Origin of the sequence: Streptomyces sp. NRRL F-5630 (assembly GCF_000719475.1) — a bacterium.
Lineage (GTDB): Bacteria > Actinomycetota > Actinomycetes > Streptomycetales > Streptomycetaceae > Streptomyces.
On record NZ_JOGO01000063.1, the window covers coordinates 1 to 19,651 of the forward strand.

Genomic DNA, 19,651 nt, shown 5'->3' on the forward strand with positions numbered 1-19,651 from the left:
CGCCCCCGCCCCCCCGTCGCCTTCCTCACACCTCGCCCCCCACCCCCCGACTGCCTTCAAGCAATCCCCGGCCGTGCGACAGAATGGTCCTATGGAGATCCCGAGGAACGAACGGTCGCAGGAGCAGCCGCAGGTCCTGGTCGTCGGGCAGGAGGGGATGGCGCTCGGCGGTGGGAATGCGGACGACGAGTCGGGCGAGACCCCGATCACCGAGATGGTCGCCCAGCCCGCGAAGGTCATGCGGATCGGCAGCATGATCAAGCAGTTGCTGGAGGAGGTACGGGCCGCGCCTCTCGACGAGGCGAGCCGGGCCCGGCTGCGGGAGATCCACGCCAGTTCCGTCAAGGAGCTGGAGGACGGGCTCGCCCCGGAGCTGGTGGAGGAGCTGGAGCGGATCTCGCTCCCCTTCACGGACGAGGTCACACCGAGCGACGCCGAGCTGCGGATCGCGCAGGCGCAGCTCGTGGGCTGGCTGGAGGGCCTCTTCCACGGCATTCAGACGACGCTTTTCGCCCAGCAGATGGCCGCCCGCGCCCAGCTGGAGCAGATGCGGCGCGCGCTGCCGCCCGGGAGCGGCGGGGACGAGGGGGACCTCAGCGGCGGCCGTACGGGCGGCCCCTACCTCTGACCGCGAGCGCGGGCACCGGGACCGTCAGGACCGGCGAAGCGAAGAAGGGCGGCGACCGGACGACAGGTTCCGGCGCCGCCCTTCGCCATCCGCGTGCTCCCGCCCCGCCCCCTTCGCCCCACTCGCCCCCGCCCCCCTCGCCTCAGGCCGGGTTCCCCGTCGAGACGCGCAGGGTGATCGACGGCTTGTCCTCCTTGTCGACCTCCTTGTTCGGGTCGGGCTTCTGCCTGATCACCGTGCCCTCGCCGAAGGTGTTGTTGTCGACCTTCTCGACCGTCCACTTCCAGCCGCCCGCCCTCAGGCACTCCTCGGCGGACTTCAAGTACTTGTACTGGACGTCCGGCACCATCACCTTGTCCGGGGCCCAGGCCAGCGGTGTGCGGGAGACGCACTTGTCGGGGTCCAGCGTCCGGTCCGTCTCGGGGCTCCGGTAGCCGGGCGGGTGCGCGCCGGACTCCTTGGCCACCGGCTTGCGGTCGGGCTCGTCCTTCTTGCCGGTGGCCCAGAACGCGACCCCCAGTCCGCCCACGAGGACGACCGCAGCGACCGCGAGCGTGAGGACCGTCCGCCGCGCGTTCCTCCCGGGCTTCGGCCCGCCCCCGCCCGTCGCGCCGCCCAGGCCCCCGGCGCCGTTCCCGCCGTGCCCCGTCCCGGCGGTCTGCGGGTACCCGTACGCGCCGGAGCCCTGCCCGTACGAGGGCCTGCCGCCGCCGTACGCGGCGCCCTCGTTCCCGTACGGCGCCGGCTGCCCGTACGGGTTCGGCGGCGGGCTCTGGTAGCCGCCGCCCTGGGGCGAGCCGTACGCGGGCGAAGGCGTGCCGAACGCCTGCGGCTGCGGAGCCGGCGGAAAACCCTGCTGCGGCACGGGCGGGAAAATCGCCTGCTCGGCCTGTCCCGCCTGCCCGTTCACCCCGTGCCCGGCACCGGACCCGTCAGGACCCCCCGCACCACCGCCGAGACCCTGCGGCCCGCCGGAACCGCCCTGGCCCCCCGCTCCCGTCACGCTCGGAGCCGTCGGCGCCGCCGCCACCCGCTCGCACTCCTCCCGCATCGCCTCCGCGTGCGGGAAGCGCTCGGCGGGGTTCTTGCGCAGGGCGCGGGCGAGGAGCGCGTCGATCGCGGGCGTCAGCGCGCTGTTCAGCGTCGAGGGGACGGGCGGCTGCTCCTGGACGTGCGCGTAGGCGATCGCGAAAGGCGAGTCGGCGTCGAAGGGGAGTCGCCCGGTGAGGAGCTGGAAGAGCATGACGCCGACCGAGTAGATGTCGCTGCGCGCGTCCACGGGACGGCCCAGCGCCTGCTCGGGGGAGAGGTACTGCGGGGTGCCGACGACCATGCCGGTCTGTGTCATCGACGTGACACCGGACTGGATGGCGCGCGCGATGCCGAAGTCCATCACCTTCACGACGCCGCGCCGGTTCACCATGACGTTGCCCGGCTTGATGTCGCGGTGCACGAGGCCCATCTCGTGGCTCAGCTCCAGCGCCGCGAGCACGTCGCCGGTGATCTTCAGCGCGCGCGGGGCGGGCATCGCCCCGTGGGCCCGTACGTCCCGCTCGAAGAGCGTGCCGAGCGGATCGCCCTCGATGTACTCCATGACGATGTACGGGGTGGTCACCCCGTCGAGCTGGTCCTCGCCCGTGTCGAAGACGGAGACGATGTGCGGGTGCGAGAGCTTCGCCACCGCCTGGGCCTCGCGGCGGAAGCGCTCGCGGAAGGCGGGCTCGCGGCCGAGGTCGGTGTGGAGGGTCTTGATCGCGACCCGGCGGTCGAGGGCCGCGTCGTAGGCGAGGTGGACGGACGCCATGCCGCCGGCCCCGAGCAGCTCCTCCAGCCGGTACCGGCCGCCCGCGATCGTCTTCCCGACGTACCGGTCGTGCGTCTCGTCGCCGGTTCCCGCGTTCCCGTCGCGCGCGTCGTCGTGCTGGCTCATGTCCCCCGCCGTCCCCGCCGTCCCCGTGCAGAATCGGGGCGCGTCCCGGCCTTCCGGCCGTCGTCGTGTGCTCCGGCCGCGTGCGATGATCCCTGACCGGTCCCGGCCAAGTCTGCCCGAGGGCACGGGAAGGTCAAGCGAGGTGCCCGAGTCGTGACCGTACGCGGTACGGGCGCGGGGGGCGCGCGTGACGCGGCGCACACCCGGAGGGCCAGGGAATATGCCCGGCCTGCCGCGTGGCGGGCCGGATGGCCGATCCGTCCCGGACCGCGAGGCCCCTGTGAGGCTGTAGCGTGGCGATGGAGGACCGTGACAACCCCCGCGCGGACCGCGGGACAGAAACGACGGCGAGGACCGATGGCACAGACGCAGCGCGCCCAGGGCCCGTCCGACCCGGAGGCGACTGGCGGCTCCCTGTCGGACGCCCCCGACTCCTTCGGTAACGGAGGGCTGGTCGGCGACGGCCGCTACCGGCTGACCCACCGGCTCGGGCGCGGTGGTATGGCGGAGGTGTGGGCCGCCGAGGACGTGCGTCTCGGGCGGACCGTCGCGGTCAAGCTGCTGCGCGCCGATCTCGCCGAGGACCCGGTCTCCAAGGCCCGGTTCACGCGTGAGGCGCAGTCCGTCGCGGGCCTCAACCACCACGCGGTCGTCGCGGTCTACGACTCGGGCGAGGACACGGTCGGCGGCAACGTCGTCCCGTACATCGTCATGGAGCTGGTCGAGGGCCGTACGATCCGCGAGCTGCTGCTCAGCGCGGAGGCGCCGACCGCCGACCAGGCGCTGATCATCGTCTCCGGCGTCCTCGACGCGCTCGCCTACTCGCACCAGCACGGCATCGTCCACCGTGACATCAAGCCGGCGAACGTCATCATCACGCACTCGGGCGCCGTCAAGGTCATGGACTTCGGCATCGCCCGCGCGCTGCACGGCGCGCAGTCCACGATGACGCAGACCGGCATGGTCATGGGCACCCCGCAGTACCTCTCCCCCGAGCAGGCGCTCGGCAAGGCCGTCGACCACCGCAGCGACCTCTACGCGACCGGCTGCCTCCTGTACGAACTCCTCACCGCACGTCCGCCGTTCACCGGCGAGACCCCGCTCTCGGTGGTCTACCAGCACGTGCAGGACCCGCCGGTGCCGCCCTCGCAGATGGCGGAGAACTGCCCGCCCGAGCTGGACGGGCTCGTCCTGCGGGCGCTCGCCAAGGAGCCGGACGACCGGTTCCAGAGCGCCGAGGAGATGAGCGGACTCGTCCAGTACGCGCTGCAAATGCTCCACGACCAGGGCGCGTTCACCGGAAGCTGGAACACCGGGCACGTCGACGCGGCGGCCTTCGGCACGCCCCAGTCGGGGCCGGCGACCACGCCTTTCGGCAGCGGTACGGCACAGATCCCGCAGCAGCCGATGCTGCGTCCGCTCGGTGAGGACGACGGCGGATACGAGGGCGGGGGCGGCCCGCGGCGCGGCGGCAGCCGGACCCGGCTCTACGTCGTCGCCGCGCTCGCCCTCGTCGCGATCGTCGTGGGCGCCGCTTTCGCGCTGCCGAAGCTGGGCGGCGGCTCCGGCGACTCGGACAAGAAGCCGCAGCCCTCCGCCTCGCAGACGGAGAAGAAGGAGAAGAAGAGCACCGAGCCGTCCGAGACCGCCGAGGAGGACCAGGGCGGCGACACGGAGACGGGCAGCGGCACGGGCACCGGCAACGGCTGGGGGCAGGACCAGCCCAGCGGGGGCGGCAACCAGCAGTCCGGGCCGAGTTCCAGCGCGACCGACGAGGCTCCCGGGGGCGGCGGCGACCCGCAGCCGACCCACAGCCAGGGCGGGGGCGGCACCGACCCCGGCAACGGGCAGAACACGAAGGACCCGGGCGACGGGCAGAGCCAGCCGACCGACCCCGGCGACGACGGCGACCAGGGTGGTGACGACCCCGGCGACGGCACCTCCACGGGCGGTGGCGAGCCCGGCGGGGGCGGAGAGTCGGCGAACTCCGGCGGCTGAGCCCCCTCCCGACGACGGAAGGGCCCGGCCGATCCACCCGATCGGCCGGGCCCTTCCGTGCTGTTTCACGTGCGCCGTCTCCCAGGCCGCCCCTCGCAAGCCGGACGTCCCTCCCTGCCCAGCGCGCCGGACGCGCCCCCCTTCCCAGCGCGCCGGACGCGCGCCCCCTGCCCAGCACGCCGGACGCGCGCCCCCTGCCCACCACCGGACGAGCCCCCCGTGCCTCACCCCCGGACAGCACGAGCACCCCGCCCCCGCGCCCCCCTCCCCGCGATGCGCCGGTCACCTGGGCTCTTCCCGCACCCGGGGTGCGCGGGTTAACGTGCCGGTGTTCCGGCCCCCTGCGAGGCTGTGACCAGGAGATGCAGGCGAAGCGCTCCCCGGCTTTCTCGATTTACTTGGAAATCCAAGCAAAATTGCAGGTCAGTGGGGGTTCGCGGAGTATTGCCGCACTGGGTAACGTGCATGTTGCAGGGGCTCACCGGGGCACTTGTCACGCCTGTTCCCGGCCGAGCCGCACCCACCCCGTGCGCGGGAGGGGAGCAGGCGCCTTCCCTCTCCGTCCCAGGAGACGGAGGGATACCCAGCTTCCGGCAGATCCCGGGAGCCGGACCGACGGAGGAACACACGTGACTGCCAAGAAGGCGCCGGCGCGAGCCGCAGCGCCCGCCCCGGCGAAGAGTGCCGGCCCGGCCAAGAGCGCCGCCAAGGCCCCCGGCCGCCGCGGCTCAGCGGCCAAGACGCCCGCCACGGCCCGCAGGGCGAAGGCGACCCCGGCGAAGAAGGCCCCCGCCGCCCCCGCAGCGCCCGCCTTCGCCGCCCCCGCCGACGAGCCCGAGCTCGTCCAGCTCCTCACCGCGGAGGGCGTCCGCGTCCCCCATCCGGAGTACGACCGCTGGGTCGAGGACATCACGGCCGACGAGCTGCGCGGCTTCTACCGCGACATGGTCCTCACGCGCCGCTTCGACGCGGAGGCCACCAGCCTCCAGCGCCAGGGCGAGCTGGGCCTGTGGCCCTCGCTGCTCGGCCAGGAGGCCGCGCAGATCGGCTCGGGCCGCGCGCTGCGCCCCGACGACTACGTCTTCCCGACCTACCGCGAGCACGGCGTCGCCTGGTGCAGGGGCGTGGACCCGACCCTCCTCCTCGGCATGTTCCGCGGCGTGAACAACGGCGGCTGGGACCCCACGAGCAACAACTTCCACCTGTACACGATCGTGATCGGCTCCCAGGCCCTGCACGCGACCGGCTACGCGATGGGCATCGGCCTCGACGGCGCCGACTCGGCCGTCGTCGCCTACTTCGGCGACGGCGCCTCCAGCCAGGGCGACGTGGCCGAGGCGTTCACCTTCTCGGCCGTCTACAACGCGCCGACGCTGTTCTTCTGCCAGAACAACCAGTGGGCCATCTCCGAGCCCACCGAGCGCCAGACCCGCGTCCCGCTCTACCAGCGCGCTCGCGGCTACGGCTTCCCCGGCGTCCGCGTCGACGGCAACGATGTCCTCGCCGTCCTCGCCGTGACCCGCGCCGCGCTCGCGCACATCCGCTCGGGCCAGGGCCCGATGCTCGTCGAGGCGTTCACGTACCGCATGGGCGCCCACACGACCTCGGACGACCCCACCCGCTACCGCGCGGACGACGAGCGGCAGGCGTGGGAGGCGAAGGACCCCATCGAGCGGCTGCGCGCCCACCTGCTCGCCGAGGGCCTCGCCGACGAGGCGTTCTTCGCCTCGCTCGAAGAGGAGAGCGAGGCGATGGGCCGCAGCGTGCGCGAGGCGATCCGCGCCATGCCGGACCCCGACCGCCTGGCGATCTTCGAGAACGCCTACGCGGACGGAAGCTCCCTCGTGGACGAGGAGCGCGCGCAGTTCGAGGAGTACCAGGCGTCCTTCGCTGACGTCTCGGCCGGAGAGGGCGAGTGACCATGGCCGCGGAGAAGCTGGCGCTGGCGAAGGCGATCACCGAGTCGCTGCGCACCGCCATGGAGAACGACCCCAAGGTCATCGTGATGGGGGAGGACGTTGGCAAGCTCGGCGGCGTCTTCCGCGTCACCGACGGCCTCCAGAAGGACTTCGGCGAGCGCCGCGTCATCGACACCCCGCTCGCCGAGTCCGGCATCGTCGGTACCGCGATCGGCCTCGCGCTGCGCGGCTACCGGCCCGTCGTGGAGATCCAGTTCGACGGCTTCGTCTTCCCGGCGTACGACCAGATCGTCACGCAGCTCGCGAAGATGCACGCCCGCGCGCTCGGCAAGATCAAGCTGCCCGTCGTCGTGCGCATCCCCTACGGCGGCGGCATCGGCGCCGTCGAGCACCACAGCGAGTCGCCCGAGGCGCTGTTCGCGCACGTCGCGGGCCTCAAGGTCGTCTCGCCGTCGAACGCGTCGGACGCGTACTGGATGATGCAGCAGGCCATCCAGAGCGACGACCCGGTGATCTTCTTCGAGCCCAAGCGCCGCTACTGGGACCGCGCCGAGGTCGAGCGCGAGGCGATCCCGGGGCCGCTCCACAAGGCCCGCGTCGTGCGCGAGGGCACCGATGTCTCGCTCGTCGCCTACGGGCCGATGGTGAAGACGTGCCTGGAGGCCGCCGAGGCCGCCGCCGCCGAGGGCAAGTCCGTCGAGGTCGTCGACCTGCGGTCGATGTCCCCGATCGACTTCGACACCGTGCAGGCCACGACGGAGAAGACCGGGCGGCTCGTCGTCGTGCACGAGGCCCCTGTCTTCCTCGGCACGGGCGCGGAGATCGCCGCGCGCGTCACCGAGCGCTCCTTCTACCACCTGGAGGCCCCCGTCCTGCGGGTCGGCGGCTACCACGTCCCGTACCCGCCCGCCCGCCTGGAGGACGAGTACCTCCCGGGCCTGGACCGGGTGCTCGACGCCGTCGACCGCTCGCTCGCGTACTGAGACGGGGGAAGGAGCCATGACGACGATGACACGACAGACCACTGGGCTGCGCGAGTTCAAGATGCCCGACGTGGGCGAGGGGCTCACCGAGGCCGAGATCCTCGGCTGGTACGTCCAGCCCGGCGACACCGTGACCGACGGCCAGGTCGTGTGCGAGGTCGAGACGGCGAAGGCGGCCGTCGAACTGCCCATCCCCTTCGACGGCGTGGTCCGCGAACTGCGCTACCCCGAGGGCACCACGGTCGATGTCGGCCAGGTGATCATCGTGGTGGACACGGGCGGCGGCGAAGGGGACGAGGGGACGGGCGAGGCCGGTACGGCGCAGGCCGCGCCCGCCGAGGCGCCCACCGAGGCACCCGCCGCCGCCGAGGAGAAGGCGGCGGCCCGCCAGCCGGTCCTGGTCGGCTACGGCGTCGCCACGTCCTCCACGAAGCGGCGCCCGCGCAAGGCGGCGCAGCAGGCGGAGGCGGTACGGGTCAACGGCAGCGCCGCCGCGCAGGCACCCGCCGCACCCGAGCCGGCCCCGGAGCCGCCGAGCCCCGAGCCCGCGAGTGCCCCCGCCCCCGCGAGCCCCGCGCCCGCGGGCGCTCCGGCGTCCTCGTCGCGCCCCCTCGCGAAGCCCCCCGTCCGCAAGCTCGCGAAGGACCTCGGCGTCGATCTCGCCGCGGTCGTGCCGAGCGGTCCGGGCGGCGTCATCACGCGCGAGGACGTGCACGCGGCGGCCACGCCCGTGCGGGAGGCCGCCCCGCAGGAGCCGACGGCCCAGGCCCCCGCGCCCGAAGCCGGTGAGGCCGGTCAGGCCGCCGCGTCGGCGCGCGAGACCCGCGTCCCCATCAAGGGGGTGCGCAAGGCGACCGCGCAGGCCATGGTCGGCTCGGCGTTCACCGCACCGCACGTCACCGAGTTCGTCACCGTCGACGTGACGCGCACGATGAAGCTCGTCGAGAAGCTCAAGGCCGATCCGGACATGGCCGGTCTGCGGGTCAACCCGCTGCTCCTCGTCGCCCGCGCCCTGCTTCTCGCGATCCGCCGCAACCCGGAGATCAACGCGGCGTGGGACGAGGAGCGCCAGGAGATCGTGGTCAAGCACTACGTGAACCTCGGTATCGCGGCCGCGACCCCGCGCGGCCTCGTCGTCCCGAACATCAAGGACGCGGACAGCCTCTCGCTCGCGGAGCTCTCCACCGCGCTCGCGGACCTCGTGGGGACCGCCCGCGAGGGCCGGACGAGCCCGGCGGCGATGCGTGGCGGCACGGTGACGATCACCAACGTCGGCGTCTTCGGCGTCGACACGGGCACGCCGATCCTCAACCCCGGCGAGTCCGCGATCCTCGCGGTCGGCGCGATCAAGCCGCAACCATGGGTCCACAAGGGCAAGGTGAAGCCCCGGCAGGTCACCACGCTCGCGCTCTCCTTCGACCACCGGCTGGTCGACGGCGAACTCGGCTCGAAGGTCCTCGCGGACATCGCGGCGGTCCTGGAACAGCCCCAGAGGCTGCTGACCTGGGGCTGATCACCCCCGCGCGAAACAGGGGCCCGGTCCGCACACGAGGTGCGGGCCGGGCCCCTGGGCGTTCCCGATGTTTCACGTGAAACATCAACAGGCCCGCCGGAAGCGGATGTTTCACGTGAAACATCCGCCGCCGACGGCCTCGGACGTCAGTCCTTCTGCGCGCCCTTCGGCAGCGCCTGGAGCTTCATCGTCTTCGCGCTGTTCGACTTGAACGCGTAGTCCATGATCTTCGCGGCGTCCTCGAAACGCTTGCTGTCGTTGAGGATCACGCCCGCGACGGTCTTCCCGTTGCGCGTCGCGGCGAAGACGAGGCACGGGCCCGAGCCGCTCGCCGTGCCGGTCTTGATGCCGATCGCGCCCTTGTAGGAACCGAGCAGCTTGTTCGTGTTGTACCAGGTGTACGTCCGCGCCTTGCCGTTGCTCGCGGTGGACTTCTGCTTCGTGCTCTTCGCCTTGACCACCGTGCGGAAGGTCGAGTTCTTGAGCGCGTGGCGGGCCAGGAGCGAGGCGTCGCGCGGCGTCGTGTAGTTCTTGCTCTTCGTCGGGATGCCGTCGAAGGAGTCGTACGAGGTGTTCTTCATCTTCAGCGACTTCGCCTTGGCGTTCATCTTCGCGATGAAGTTGGCGGTACGCGCCGAGGCGGTCTTGCCGGTGCCGAAGGTGTCGGCGAGGGCGTACGCGGCATCGCAGCCGGAAGGCAGCAGCGTCGCGTAGAGGAGCTGACGCACCGTGACCTTGTCGCCCGTGCGCAGGTCGGCGGTGCTCGCGCCCTTCTTGACGACGTAATCGCGGTACGCCTGCTTGATCGTGATCTTCTTGTCGAGGTTGAGGCCCTTGGTGTCGAGGACGACGGTGGCCGTCATGACCTTCGTCGTGCTCGCCATCTGCCGCTTGGTGTCGGCGGCCTTGCTGTAGAGCGTCTTGCCCGAGGAGGTGTCGAGCAGGAAGGCGCCCTTGGCGCTCACCGAGGGCGCCGAGGCGGCCTGCGCCGTACCGACGAGCGGCGCGACGAGGACGGCACCGGCGGTGAGGGCGACGGTGACGGTACGGCGCGGACTGAGACCAAGATTCACACGATGCTCCGTAAGAGACGGGTCCGTACAAGACGGGAGAGAACGATTCGGGGAGGGCGCACAGCACACGCCTACCCCCTTCAGACAACGTGGCGACCCGTGGAGTTGCACGTGGAGTGAAGGGAGTTGTGCGGGTTTTGCGTGACAAGGGGGGAGCGGCTCCCGGCGCCGTCCCCCGGACCCCCGCCCGCCGGGCCCGCGAGCGCCCTCTACTGTCGTGGGCATGATGTGGTGGGAGGGGCTGCTGATCGGGATCGCCGGGGTCTGGGCCGGGGCGATCAACACGGTGGTGGGCTCGGGAACGCTCGTGACGTTCCCGGTCCTCGTCGCGCTCGGCTATCCGCCGGTGACGGCGACGACGTCCAACGCGGTCGGCCTCATCACGGGGACGATCACGGGCGCGTACGGCTACCGCCACGAACTCGCGGGTCAGGGGCGTCGCGTGGCCCGCCTCGCCGTCGCTTCCTTCTTCGGGGCGATCGGCGGTACGGCGCTGCTGCTCTCGCTGCCGAAGGACGCCTTCGAGGTCATCGTCCCGGTCCTCGTCGGCCTGTCGGTGCTCCTTGTCGCGCTCCAGCCGCTGGCGACACGGCGGTTGAGGGAACGGAAGGCGGCGAAGGCGGCGGCCGGTACGGGCCCGGAGCCGGCGCCCGCCGCCACCGGGGTCGTCTCGGCCGGGCCCGGAGCAGCCGCGCCGGCCGACGCCGGGGCCGCCCCGGCCGGGCCCGGAGCGGCCCCCTTCACCCCGCTCCTCTACGTCCTGATCTTCCTCATCGGCGTCTACGGCGGCTACTTCACGGCGGCCCAGGGCATCATGCTCGTCGGCGTGATGGGTCTGCTCCTCGCCGACCCGCTCCAGCGGATCAACGCCTTCAAGAACGTCCTGTCGGCGGTCGTGAACCTCGTCGCCGGGATCATCTACGCGGTCGTGGCCCCGGTGGACTGGGCGGTGATCGGCATCCTCGCCGTGAGTTCGATCCTCGGCGGCTTCCTCGGCGCCCGCATCGGCCGCCGCCTCTCACCGACCGTCCTGCGGACCACGGTCATCGTGATCGGCGTGGCGGCGGTGGTACGGCTCCTGGTCTGATCCGCGTCCGGGTACGGGGAAGGCCGGGCGCCCACGGGGGAGAGAGACACCCGGCCTTCCGTACCGGAGGGGTGCGGCGGAGGGACCGCGGGGACCGGCGGCTTTTCAGCCGTACCGCCCCTGCCCGGCGCTTGTGCACCCGTTTGTCCAGCCTAACGCCTCGGCTCACATGCCGTGCACGGCGGGGACGGTCCCGAGCCGCCCGGCCTGGAAGTCCTCGAACGCCTGCTGGAGCTCTCGGCGGGTGTTCATGACGAACGGCCCGTACTGCACCATCGGTTCGCGGATCGGCTGCCCGCCGAGGAGCAGCACCTCCAGGTCCGGCGTGTGGCTGTCCTGCGACTCGTCGGCCCGTACGGTCAGCGAGCCACCCGCGCCGAAGACGGCGGCCTGGCCCGTGTGCACCGGCCGGCGGTCCGTGCCCACGGTGCCGCGCCCGGCGAGGACGTACGCGAGGCCGTTGAAGTCCTCGCGCCACGGCAGCGTCGCCTCGGCGCCGGGCCGCACGGTGGCGTGCACGAGGGTGATCGGCGTGTGCGTGACGCCGGGGCCCTCCTGGCCGTCCAGCTCACCGGCGATGACGCGGAGCAGCGCGCCGCCGTCGGGGGTGGTGAGGAGCTTGACCTGGCCGCCGCGGATGTCCTGGTAGCCGGGGTCCTTCATCTTGTCCTTCGCGGGCAGGTTCACCCACAGCTGGATGCCGTGGAAGACGCCGCCGCTCATGACGAGCTGCTCCGGCGGGGCCTCGATGTGCAGCAGGCCCGAACCGGCGGTCATCCACTGCGTGTCGCCGTTGGTGATCGTCCCGCCGCCGCCGTGGGAGTCCTGGTGGATGAAGGTGCCGTCGATGATGTACGTGACGGTCTCGAAGCCCCGGTGCGGGTGCCACGGGGTCCCCTTCGCCTCACCGACGCCGTACTCCACCTCGCCCATCTGGTCCATCATGATGAACGGGTCGAGGTGCCGGTAGTCGATCCCGGCGAAGGCCCGGCGCACCGGGAAGCCCTCCCCCTCGAAGCCGCTCGGCGCGGTCGACACCGCGAGCACGGGCCGGTCCTGCGTCCCGGCGGGCACGGCCACCCTCGGGAGGGTCAGCGGATTCTCCACGGTTACGGCGGGCATGGCGCGCTCCTTCTCGTTCTCGTCTGCACGGCTCGACTGGTCCGAGCCGTTGAAACTCGAACTTTCTGTGCCGAGATTAGTTGAATCTCGAACTTCTCGCCAGAGGGAACGGCCCACGCCGACGTGACATTCCCCGCACCCGCACCCGGACCCGCCCTCGCGGCGCTCCGCACGAGGCCCGCCGCGCCCCGTGCCCGCCCCGCCCGCCTCCCCGGACGCGGTGCCCGGAGGTCGCGTGCGCCGCGCGTTCCCACCGGTGCGCAGCCCCCGACAGCCCGGCCCCGGCTACGCGGGCTCGCTCGTCCGCGCGGGCACGCACGCCCCGGGGTGGTCGTCGTAGAGCCCGCACGGCGCGGCGCCCGCCCAGTGCGGGCACGGCGGCGCGACGCGCACGCGCCAGACGGGCACGGCCGCCCCGAACGTCCCCCACACGTGCCCCCCGCCCCCGCTCAGCTCACGGACGATCCCCTGGTGCTCGTACGTGAGGTGCGGGGCGAGCGCGCAGCGGACACGGGAGCGGGGCGCAGCCCCCGCCGCACGCGTCACATCCATGGCCAACTCCGCTACGATCTGGGTCACTTGCCCGGTCGCCTCACAGCGCGGCACGTCCGGGGAGGGCTGGTTCATGGGATCACCTGCGTTCTCTGCCGGGGCGGCGGTCAGTTCGTACCAGGAGCCGCCCGGGTCCTGGAAGCGGCGCGTGTACGGGTGCCCCTGGGCGAGCAACGTCCGTACACCCCGCACCTGTTCAGGGCACTCGGCCCACGCCCTCATCGCCGTCGGCGCGTCGGGCCCCGCCCCGGGCACGGGCTGTACGAGGCCGGGCGCCGCCCATCGCGTACGGGGCCCCGGGTCGAGCCGCACCGCGAGCCGCAACGCCTCGCCGCGCAGCCACGCGGCGGCGTCCTCCGGCGTCCCGACCCGCGCCCGCCCGAGCAGCACGGCGCGGTGGGCGTCGCCACCGAGCGACACGACGATCACCGGGCACCGCCCTCGTGCGGGTGACGCGAGATCAGTACGCGGCAGTCGACGGCCCGGGACAGATCCCCGCGTTCCTCCGCCTCCCGCTCCTCGCGGGTGAGTTGGGCACAGTGGGCGCAGGGGGAGACGGCCGGTTTCGGCAATTCCTGAGGCATGGCAATAGCTTGCGCCCAGGGGGAGGGGTCGAGTACTTATCTACCGATTCCACCTGCGGGATTCTGATTCTGAATAGCGGGTGCGTCGCCTCAACACAGAAGCGGAAGGCTGGTGTTGGAACGTATGGCCGAATCTCGGGCATCGGATGCCGATCTCACACGCGGCACCTGGGCCTTCAGGCTCGAAGTGCAGAAGCTCCGTAACCGTCTGGGGCTTACGCAACGGGCATTCGCCGAGCTGCTGCACTACTCACAAGCCCAGGTCGCCAAGGTGGAGAACGGTACTGCGGTGCCGTCGCTGGCCTTCGCGGCGGCCATGGACGCGGCTGCCAATACGGGCGAGGTCTACCAGGACATATTGAAGCGAATGCTTCAGGAGGAGGCGCAGCCGGAGTGGTTCGGGCCCTATCTTGACTTGGAGCGACGAGCGGTAGCGATCACGCACTTCTGCGCAATCTTCCTGTCGGGCATCCTCCAGACTGAGGAGTACGCGTTGGCCGTCTTCCGCGCGGGTTCGCCGAGTAGGGACGACCAGCAGATTCGTGCACTCGTCGCTGAGCGCATGAAGCGTAAGGAGCAGTTGGAGAGGCCCACGCTTCGCAGCCTGTGGGTGATCGTCCACGAGGGAGTGTTGCGCACCCCCGTCGGTGGCCCGGAGGCCATGCGCAAGCAGATCCAGCATCTGCTGGAGGTGGCGAAACGACCGCGAGTCACTCTGCAAATTCTGCCCTTTTCGGCCGGGGCGCCACCGAGTCACGTTCCGTTCACGATGCTCGCCATGGAGGGCAAGAATCCAGACATCGTCTATTGCGAATCGCCCTCGGGCGGGCAGGTGGACTACAGCCCTGCGTCGGTGGCGCTCGCCGTCGAGATCTGCGACCGTCTGCGCATGTCCGCCCTGAGTCAGGAAGCCTCGGCGGACTTTCTCCGCGCGATGTTGAAGGAGCATGATTCATGACACAGGTACGACCCGGCCAGTGGACCAAGTCGAGCTACAGCGGGGCCAGTGGTGGGGAATGCGTAGAGGTCGCGCTGGGGCAGCCCATGGTCCCCCTCCGCGACAGCAAGCGCGCGGAGGACGGCCCGGTCATCGAGTTCGGCCGCTCCGCCTTCGCCGCCTTCCTCGGCGCGGTCCGCGAGGGCTGACCCCAGAACCGCACGCGAGCCCGCCAACCCGAAGGCTAGGGGTGGCGGGCTTCGTCGTAGCAAGTGCCGGGAAGCCCGGCCGCTCGTCAGTGTCGCAGGGCCGCGGCCTCCGGGGGCAGGTCCTCCGGGAGCAGCAGGCGCAGGTCGTCCAGGCCCGGCGCGGACATCGCGCCGATCCGGCCCGCCTGGCGGGTCATCATGCCCTCCAGGATCTGCCGGGCCGTACGCGCGTTGCCGAAGGCGTGGTCGCGGGGCAGGGAGTCCAGGTAGCCGCGCAGCGCGGTCATCGTCTCCGGGGAGCAGTCGTAGCCGTAGCCGGTGGCCTGCTTGGACAGGATCTCCAGCAGGTCGTCCGTGGAGTAGTTCTCGAACTCCACCGTCCGCGAGAACCGCGAGGCCAGACCGGGGTTGGAGTCGAGGAAGCGGCGCATCTCGCGCGTGTAGCCGGCGGCGATGACGACGACCTCGTCGCGGTGGTCCTCCATCAGCTTCAGCAGCGTGTCGACGGCCTCCCGGCCGAAGTCGGAGGTCGCGCCCTCCGGGGTGAGCGTGTACGCCTCGTCGACGAACAGCACACCGCCGATGGCGCGCTCGAACGCCTCCTTGGTGAGCTGCGCCGTGTGACCCACGTAGCGGCCCACCAGGTCGGCGCGGGCGACCTCGACGAGCTGGCCCTTGGGCAGGACGCCGAGGGAGCGCAGCAGGTCCGCGTAGAGGCGAGCGATCGTGGTCTTACCCGTACCGGGCGGCCCGGAGAAGATCAGGTGGTTGCTGATCCTCGGGGTGGGCAGCCCGGCGGCCTTGCGCTGTTTGGCCGCGGTGAGCAGGTTGACCAGGGCGGTCACCTCGTTCTTGACCGCGGTGAGGCCGATCATGGCGTGCAGCTCGGCCAGCAGTTCCTCGGAGCCGGGGCCGTCGTCCGCGGGCGTGCCCGCGTCCGCCGCCACGTCCTCGGGCAGCAGGAGGGTGAGATCGCTCTCCGCCGGGTTCGTCATGGAGGCGAGCCGGGACGCCTGCCGGTCCACCATCTCCTCGAACACCCGGCGGGCCGCACGGCCGTTGCCGAACGTGGCGTCGCGCGGCATGCGCTCGTAGTGCTGGGCGAGTGCGTCCAGGGTCCGGGGATCGAGCGCGTAGCGGTGCCCCGCGCACATGTTCTCGGTGATCGTCACCAGCTCGTCGACCGAGTAGTTGGCGAACTCGATGGTGCGGGTGAAACGGGAGGCCAGGCCCGGGTTGGAGGAGAGGAAGGTGTCCATCTCGCCGGTGTAACCGGCGGCGATGACGGCCACGTCGTCGCGGTGGTCCTCCATCAGCTTCAGCAGGGTGTCGACGGCCTCCCGGCCGAAGTCGGCGCCGGAGCCCTTGCTGTCCGAGAGCAGCGTGTACGCCTCGTCGATGAACAGCACGCCGCCGAGCGCCTCGTTGAACGCCTCGGTCGTCTTGATGGCCGTACCACCGATGACCTGCGCGACCAGGTCGGCCCGGGAGACCTCCACCAGGTGCCCGGAGCGCAGGACGCCCAGGTCGGCCAGGATGCCTCCGTACAGCCGGGCCACCGTGGTCTTACCGGTGCCGGGCGGGCCCGAGAAGACCAGGTGACGGCCCATCTGGGGCACAGGCATGCCCAGTTGGGCGCGGCGCTGGTTGAGCTGGGTGAGGTTGACGAGGGTCCGCACCTGGCTCTTGACCTCGGCGAGGCCGACCAGCGCCTCCAGTTCGTCCAGCGGCCCCCGGGGCTCCTTGGACGAGCCACCGGCCTTGCCGTTCGCGGCGTCCAGCGGCAGGGTGTCGCCCCACGCGTCCTCGGCCACGTTGCCGGTGCTGTTCAGGTCCTCCACCGTGAGCCGTTCGTTCACCCTCGTCTGCTTCAGGCCCGCGCCGCGGTTGTCGCGGACGGTGCAGCCGGTGAGGGTGATGGGCTCGGCGCTGTCGATCCGGATGCCGTCGCCGACGCTGCCGATGACCTGGGAGGAGGTGAGAGTGGCGCGGGAGCCGTTGGCGAGCAGGACGCCGTGGGCGCCGCAGTCGGTGATGTGGGCGCGCAGGACGGAGAGTTCGCCGCCGTCGTCCACCGTGATGCCGCCCGCCGTCGCGGACTCGACGCGGCAGTCCCGCAGGGTGCCGCGCCCCTCCGAGCCGACGGAGACGGTGGCGTCGGTCGCCGCCCGCATGACCACGTCGCGGATGTCGGGGTTGCCGCCCGAGGCGATCCGTATCGCGGCGCCGCCCGCCCGGTCGATCTCGCAGTGCTCCAGCCGGCCGCGCCCGTCCTCGATCACCTCGACGCCGTGGCCGCCCGGGGAGGTGATGCGGGTGCGGCGCAGCAGTGGGTTGGCGCCGGTGCGTATCCGGACGGCGGTGCCGGCCGCGTCGGTGACCAGCAGGTCGTCGAACTCCGCGGACGACTCCTCCTCCAGCAGCACGGCGCCGTTCGCGTCCGCGCAGTCGCGCACCGCGCAGCCGCTCAGGAGGGGCGCGCTGGAGTTGATCACCCTGATCGCGGGCGCGGCGGCGGTGTCGAACTCGCAGTCCTGGAAGGTGCCCCGGGAGCGTTCGGTGACGGCGAGGCCGCTGCCCTTGGTGCGTGAGGTACGGCAGTGCAGGAACTCGGGGTCGGCGCTCGCGGCCAGCATGATGCCGGGGCCCGAGGTGTCGGTGACGGTGACGTGTTCCAGGACCGGGCGGGCGGTGCTGGTGATGTAGACGCCGACGGAGGTGTCGTGCACCGAGGTGCGCACGACCCTGGTGCCGCTGGTTCCCTCCAGGGCGATGGACGGCTTGTCCGTACCGGAGATGTCGCAGTCCTCCACCAGGCCCTGCGCCTCGTCGGAGGTCAGGACGCCGTTGGCGCGGGCGTCGCGGATGCGGCAGTCCCGTACGGTCGAGCGGGCCTCCGCGCCGATGACGACGCCGGAGGTGCCGAGGTTCTCGATGAGGCAGCCGGCGATGACGCTGCCGGTGGGCGCGGAGTCCACGACGCCGGCGCCCTTCGGGTTGCTGACCCGGCAGTCGCGCATGGCCACCGAGCCCGACTCGCGGGCCAGGACGGCCGTCCAGCCGGAGCCGATGACCGTGCAGCCGTCCATCGCGACCTGGCCGCGCGGCGCGTCGACCACCGGCAGGTCCTCGCTCCCGCCGCGCAGGGTCAGGTCGGTGAGCATGACGGCGTCGGCGACGAGGACGACGGCGGTGCCCCGCCGCGGGCAGATCTCGACGCTGCCCGGCTCGCCGTCGGCGACGATGGTGACCCGGGTCCTGACCGTGAGGTTCTCCGGGTAGCGGCCGGGGTGGACCCGGATCACCGCACCCGTGCGTGCCTTGTCCAGGGCATCACCGATCGTCCGGAAGCTGTCCGGTTGTTCCGACCCGACCCTGAGCAACTGCCGTGACACGCTCGATCCTCCTCTTCGTGGTGCCGCCGCCGCGTGCCTCTCCCACCCAGGGGACCGGCAGGGGACTGGTTCGCGTCCGGGTACGTACGGCTGTGCGCACGCGGTGAAGGCTACGGGACCCGCGCGGCGATGTTCCAGGAGGGACGGACGAGTTCGGATGAGATCTGACGAGATCGGACGTGTGCGGAATCAGTGCACGACGGGTCCACGACGAGTCCACACGGGCCCGAGGGCCAGTGGGCCGCCGGGGCCGGGCGCCGGACGGCGCGACCGTACGTCACCGCACGCCGGGCCGGTGCGCGTGCGCGCGCCTTCCCCCGTGGGCGCCCCGGGGACGGCCGCCGTGCGCCCGGCCGAGGGGCGCACACGTCCGGACGTTCCGAAGTCTCGTGGGCGGCCGGTCCGTGGCGTCTCGCACCTTCTGTGCGTGCCGGTCGTCGCCTCTCGTACGTCCCGTTCGTCGGCCGCGGTCCCGTCTCGCTCGACGCGTCGTCATGCGCGGCGCCTATCATGCGCGGCATGCCCCGTGCCCGAGTTCGCCCCCGCCGCCGCCCCTGGGCCTCGACTGTGGCCGCCACCCTGCTGATGACCTCGATCCCCACCGCGCTGGGCGCCGTCGGGGCCGTGCCCGTCGCGCCCGCCGCGGCCGACTCCGTGGGACTGCCCGTCATGACCTCCGTCCTGGCGGAGGACGACAGTTGCGTCTCGGTCTCCAGCGAGAAGGCCAAGGCCGAGCCCTGGACTTTGGGGGCCCTGGGCGCCTCGCGCTCCCGGCCGCTCTCCCAGGGCGCCGGGACCACGGTCGCCGTCGTGGACACGGGAGTCGCCCGGGAGGCGCCCGCGCTCTCGGGGCGGGTGACCGCGCTCGGGGCGGCCGGTGAGGACTGCGTCGGGCACGGCACCTTCGCGGCGGGCCTGATCGCGGCGAAACCCGGCGACGACGGGGGCCCGGCGGGACTGGCGCCGCAGGCCCGGATCCTGGCCCTACGGGGCACGGACGAGCGCGGCGGGACCACGGCGGGCCAAGTCGCCGACGCGATACGCCAGGCGGCGGACGAGGGCGCCTCCGTCATCTACGTCGCCGTCGCCCTGGACAACGGCAAGTCGCAGCTGACGGACGCGGTCGCGTACGCGAGCGGCAAGGACGCGCTGGTGGTGGCCCCGGTGGCGCCGGACGCGCTGCCGAGGAACACGGAGCCGGCCCCCTGGTACTGGCCGGCGGCGGCGCCGGGGGTGCTGGCGGTGATGGACTACGGCCCGGACGGCGGACGGCCGACCAACGCGCCGCGGGTGAGCGGCGCGGACCTGGCGGCCCCGGGTGACGCGGTGGTGAGCATCGGCCCCAAGGGCCCGGGCCACTTCATCGGCTCGGGCTCCTCGTTCGCCGCCGCGCACGTCGCGGGGGCGGCGGCGCAGGTACGGGCCCGCTACCCGGAGTTGAAGGCCGCCGAGGTCTCGCGCAGGCTCACGGAGGCGGCGTATCCGGCGTCACCGCCCCGGCTCGACCCGTACGCCGCGCTGACGGCCGTGCTGACCGGCGCCAAGGGCTCGACACCCCGGCCCGAGAGGGCGGTGGTCCCGCCCCCGCCCGCGACGGAGCCGCGCACGCGCGCGCTGGTCGTGGCTGCCGTGGGCGGCGGGCTGGTGCTGCTGGTGGCCGCGGGCGCGGTGGTGATCCCGCGCGGCCGGGCCCGCAAGTGGCGCCCGGCGGGCAGCTGACG

15 protein-coding genes are annotated in these 19,651 nt (G+C 72.4%); 9 read left to right on the top strand and 6 right to left on the bottom strand.

What is annotated here, in order from left to right; genetic code table 11:
* Window positions 1-91 precede the first annotated feature (91 nt).
* Window positions 92-628, top strand: coding sequence for a bacterial proteasome activator family protein (locus tag IF99_RS0123680; RefSeq protein WP_030999065.1), 537 nt, complete (start codon window positions 92-94; stop codon window positions 626-628).
* A gap of 142 nt (window positions 629-770) precedes the next feature.
* On the opposite strand, the gene IF99_RS0123685 is transcribed toward IF99_RS0123680, so the two are convergent.
* Window positions 771-2,558, bottom strand: coding sequence for a protein kinase domain-containing protein (locus tag IF99_RS0123685; RefSeq protein WP_030999067.1), 1,788 nt, complete (start codon window positions 2,556-2,558; stop codon window positions 771-773).
* Window positions 2,559-2,915: 357 nt separating this feature from the next.
* Between IF99_RS0123685 and IF99_RS0123690 the strand changes: the two genes are divergently transcribed.
* The 4 genes from IF99_RS0123690 to IF99_RS0123705 all read left to right on the top strand — a co-directional run bounded on the left by IF99_RS0123690 (window position 2,916) and on the right by IF99_RS0123705 (window position 8,971).
* Window positions 2,916-4,556, top strand: a complete 1,641-nt coding sequence (locus IF99_RS0123690) for a protein kinase domain-containing protein (RefSeq protein WP_030999070.1) — start codon at window positions 2,916-2,918, stop codon at window positions 4,554-4,556.
* Window positions 4,557-5,185: 629 nt separating this feature from the next.
* Window positions 5,186-6,475, top strand: a complete 1,290-nt coding sequence (gene pdhA / locus IF99_RS0123695; protein WP_030999072.1) for a pyruvate dehydrogenase (acetyl-transferring) E1 component subunit alpha — start codon at window positions 5,186-5,188, stop codon at window positions 6,473-6,475.
* A 2-nt stretch (window positions 6,476-6,477) separates the two neighbouring features.
* A complete protein-coding gene (locus IF99_RS0123700) occupies window positions 6,478-7,458 on the top strand; it encodes an alpha-ketoacid dehydrogenase subunit beta (RefSeq protein ID WP_030999074.1) in 981 nt (326 codons plus the stop codon).
* Between the two features lie 16 nt (window positions 7,459-7,474).
* Window positions 7,475-8,971: a dihydrolipoamide acetyltransferase family protein gene (locus IF99_RS0123705; RefSeq protein ID WP_030999076.1), complete on the top strand. Its 1,497-nt coding sequence runs from the start codon at window positions 7,475-7,477 to the stop codon at window positions 8,969-8,971.
* Between the two features lie 146 nt (window positions 8,972-9,117).
* Here the strand turns inward: IF99_RS0123705 and IF99_RS0123710 are convergent, their stop codons facing one another.
* The gene (locus IF99_RS0123710; RefSeq protein WP_030999078.1) at window positions 9,118-10,044 is read right to left on the bottom strand and encodes a D-alanyl-D-alanine carboxypeptidase family protein; all 927 of its coding nucleotides are present in this window, start codon (window positions 10,042-10,044) and stop codon (window positions 9,118-9,120) included.
* A 223-nt stretch (window positions 10,045-10,267) separates the two neighbouring features.
* Here IF99_RS0123710 and IF99_RS0123715 point away from each other — a divergent pair, with 223 nt between their 5' ends.
* Complete coding sequence (locus IF99_RS0123715; RefSeq protein ID WP_030999080.1) at window positions 10,268-11,131, top strand: sulfite exporter TauE/SafE family protein; 864 nt, start codon at window positions 10,268-10,270, stop codon at window positions 11,129-11,131.
* A gap of 165 nt (window positions 11,132-11,296) precedes the next feature.
* On the opposite strand, the gene IF99_RS0123720 is transcribed toward IF99_RS0123715, so the two are convergent.
* The 3 genes from IF99_RS0123720 to IF99_RS34455 form a co-directional block, all read right to left on the bottom strand.
* Complete coding sequence (locus tag IF99_RS0123720) at window positions 11,297-12,253, bottom strand: pirin family protein (RefSeq protein ID WP_030999082.1); 957 nt, start codon at window positions 12,251-12,253, stop codon at window positions 11,297-11,299.
* 285 nt (window positions 12,254-12,538) lie between these two features.
* Window positions 12,539-13,234, bottom strand: a complete 696-nt coding sequence (locus tag IF99_RS0123725; protein WP_030999083.1) for a hypothetical protein — start codon at window positions 13,232-13,234, stop codon at window positions 12,539-12,541.
* Entirely contained in the window at window positions 13,231-13,389 is a 159-nt protein-coding gene (locus tag IF99_RS34455; protein WP_199806547.1) for a hypothetical protein, read from the bottom strand. The genes IF99_RS0123725 and IF99_RS34455 overlap by 4 nt, the downstream gene beginning before the upstream one ends.
* A 112-nt stretch (window positions 13,390-13,501) precedes the next feature.
* On the opposite strand from IF99_RS34455, the gene IF99_RS0123730 reads away from it, so the two are divergent.
* On the top strand, window positions 13,502-14,347 hold the full coding sequence (locus IF99_RS0123730) for a helix-turn-helix domain-containing protein (protein ID WP_234340821.1): 846 nt from the start codon (window positions 13,502-13,504) through the stop codon (window positions 14,345-14,347).
* Window positions 14,344-14,535, top strand: coding sequence for a DUF397 domain-containing protein (locus tag IF99_RS0123735; RefSeq protein ID WP_030999087.1), 192 nt, complete (start codon window positions 14,344-14,346; stop codon window positions 14,533-14,535). The genes IF99_RS0123730 and IF99_RS0123735 overlap by 4 nt, the downstream gene beginning before the upstream one ends.
* Window positions 14,536-14,621: 86 nt before the next feature.
* Here IF99_RS0123735 and IF99_RS0123740 read toward each other — a convergent pair whose 3' ends face one another.
* Complete coding sequence (locus tag IF99_RS0123740; RefSeq protein WP_030999088.1) at window positions 14,622-17,930, bottom strand: right-handed parallel beta-helix repeat-containing protein; 3,309 nt, start codon at window positions 17,928-17,930, stop codon at window positions 14,622-14,624.
* A gap of 510 nt (window positions 17,931-18,440) precedes the next feature.
* On the opposite strand from IF99_RS0123740, the gene IF99_RS0123745 reads away from it, so the two are divergent.
* Window positions 18,441-19,649, top strand: coding sequence for a S8 family serine peptidase (locus IF99_RS0123745; RefSeq protein ID WP_078655239.1), 1,209 nt, complete (start codon window positions 18,441-18,443; stop codon window positions 19,647-19,649).
* The last annotated feature ends 2 nt before the right edge of the window (window positions 19,650-19,651 follow it).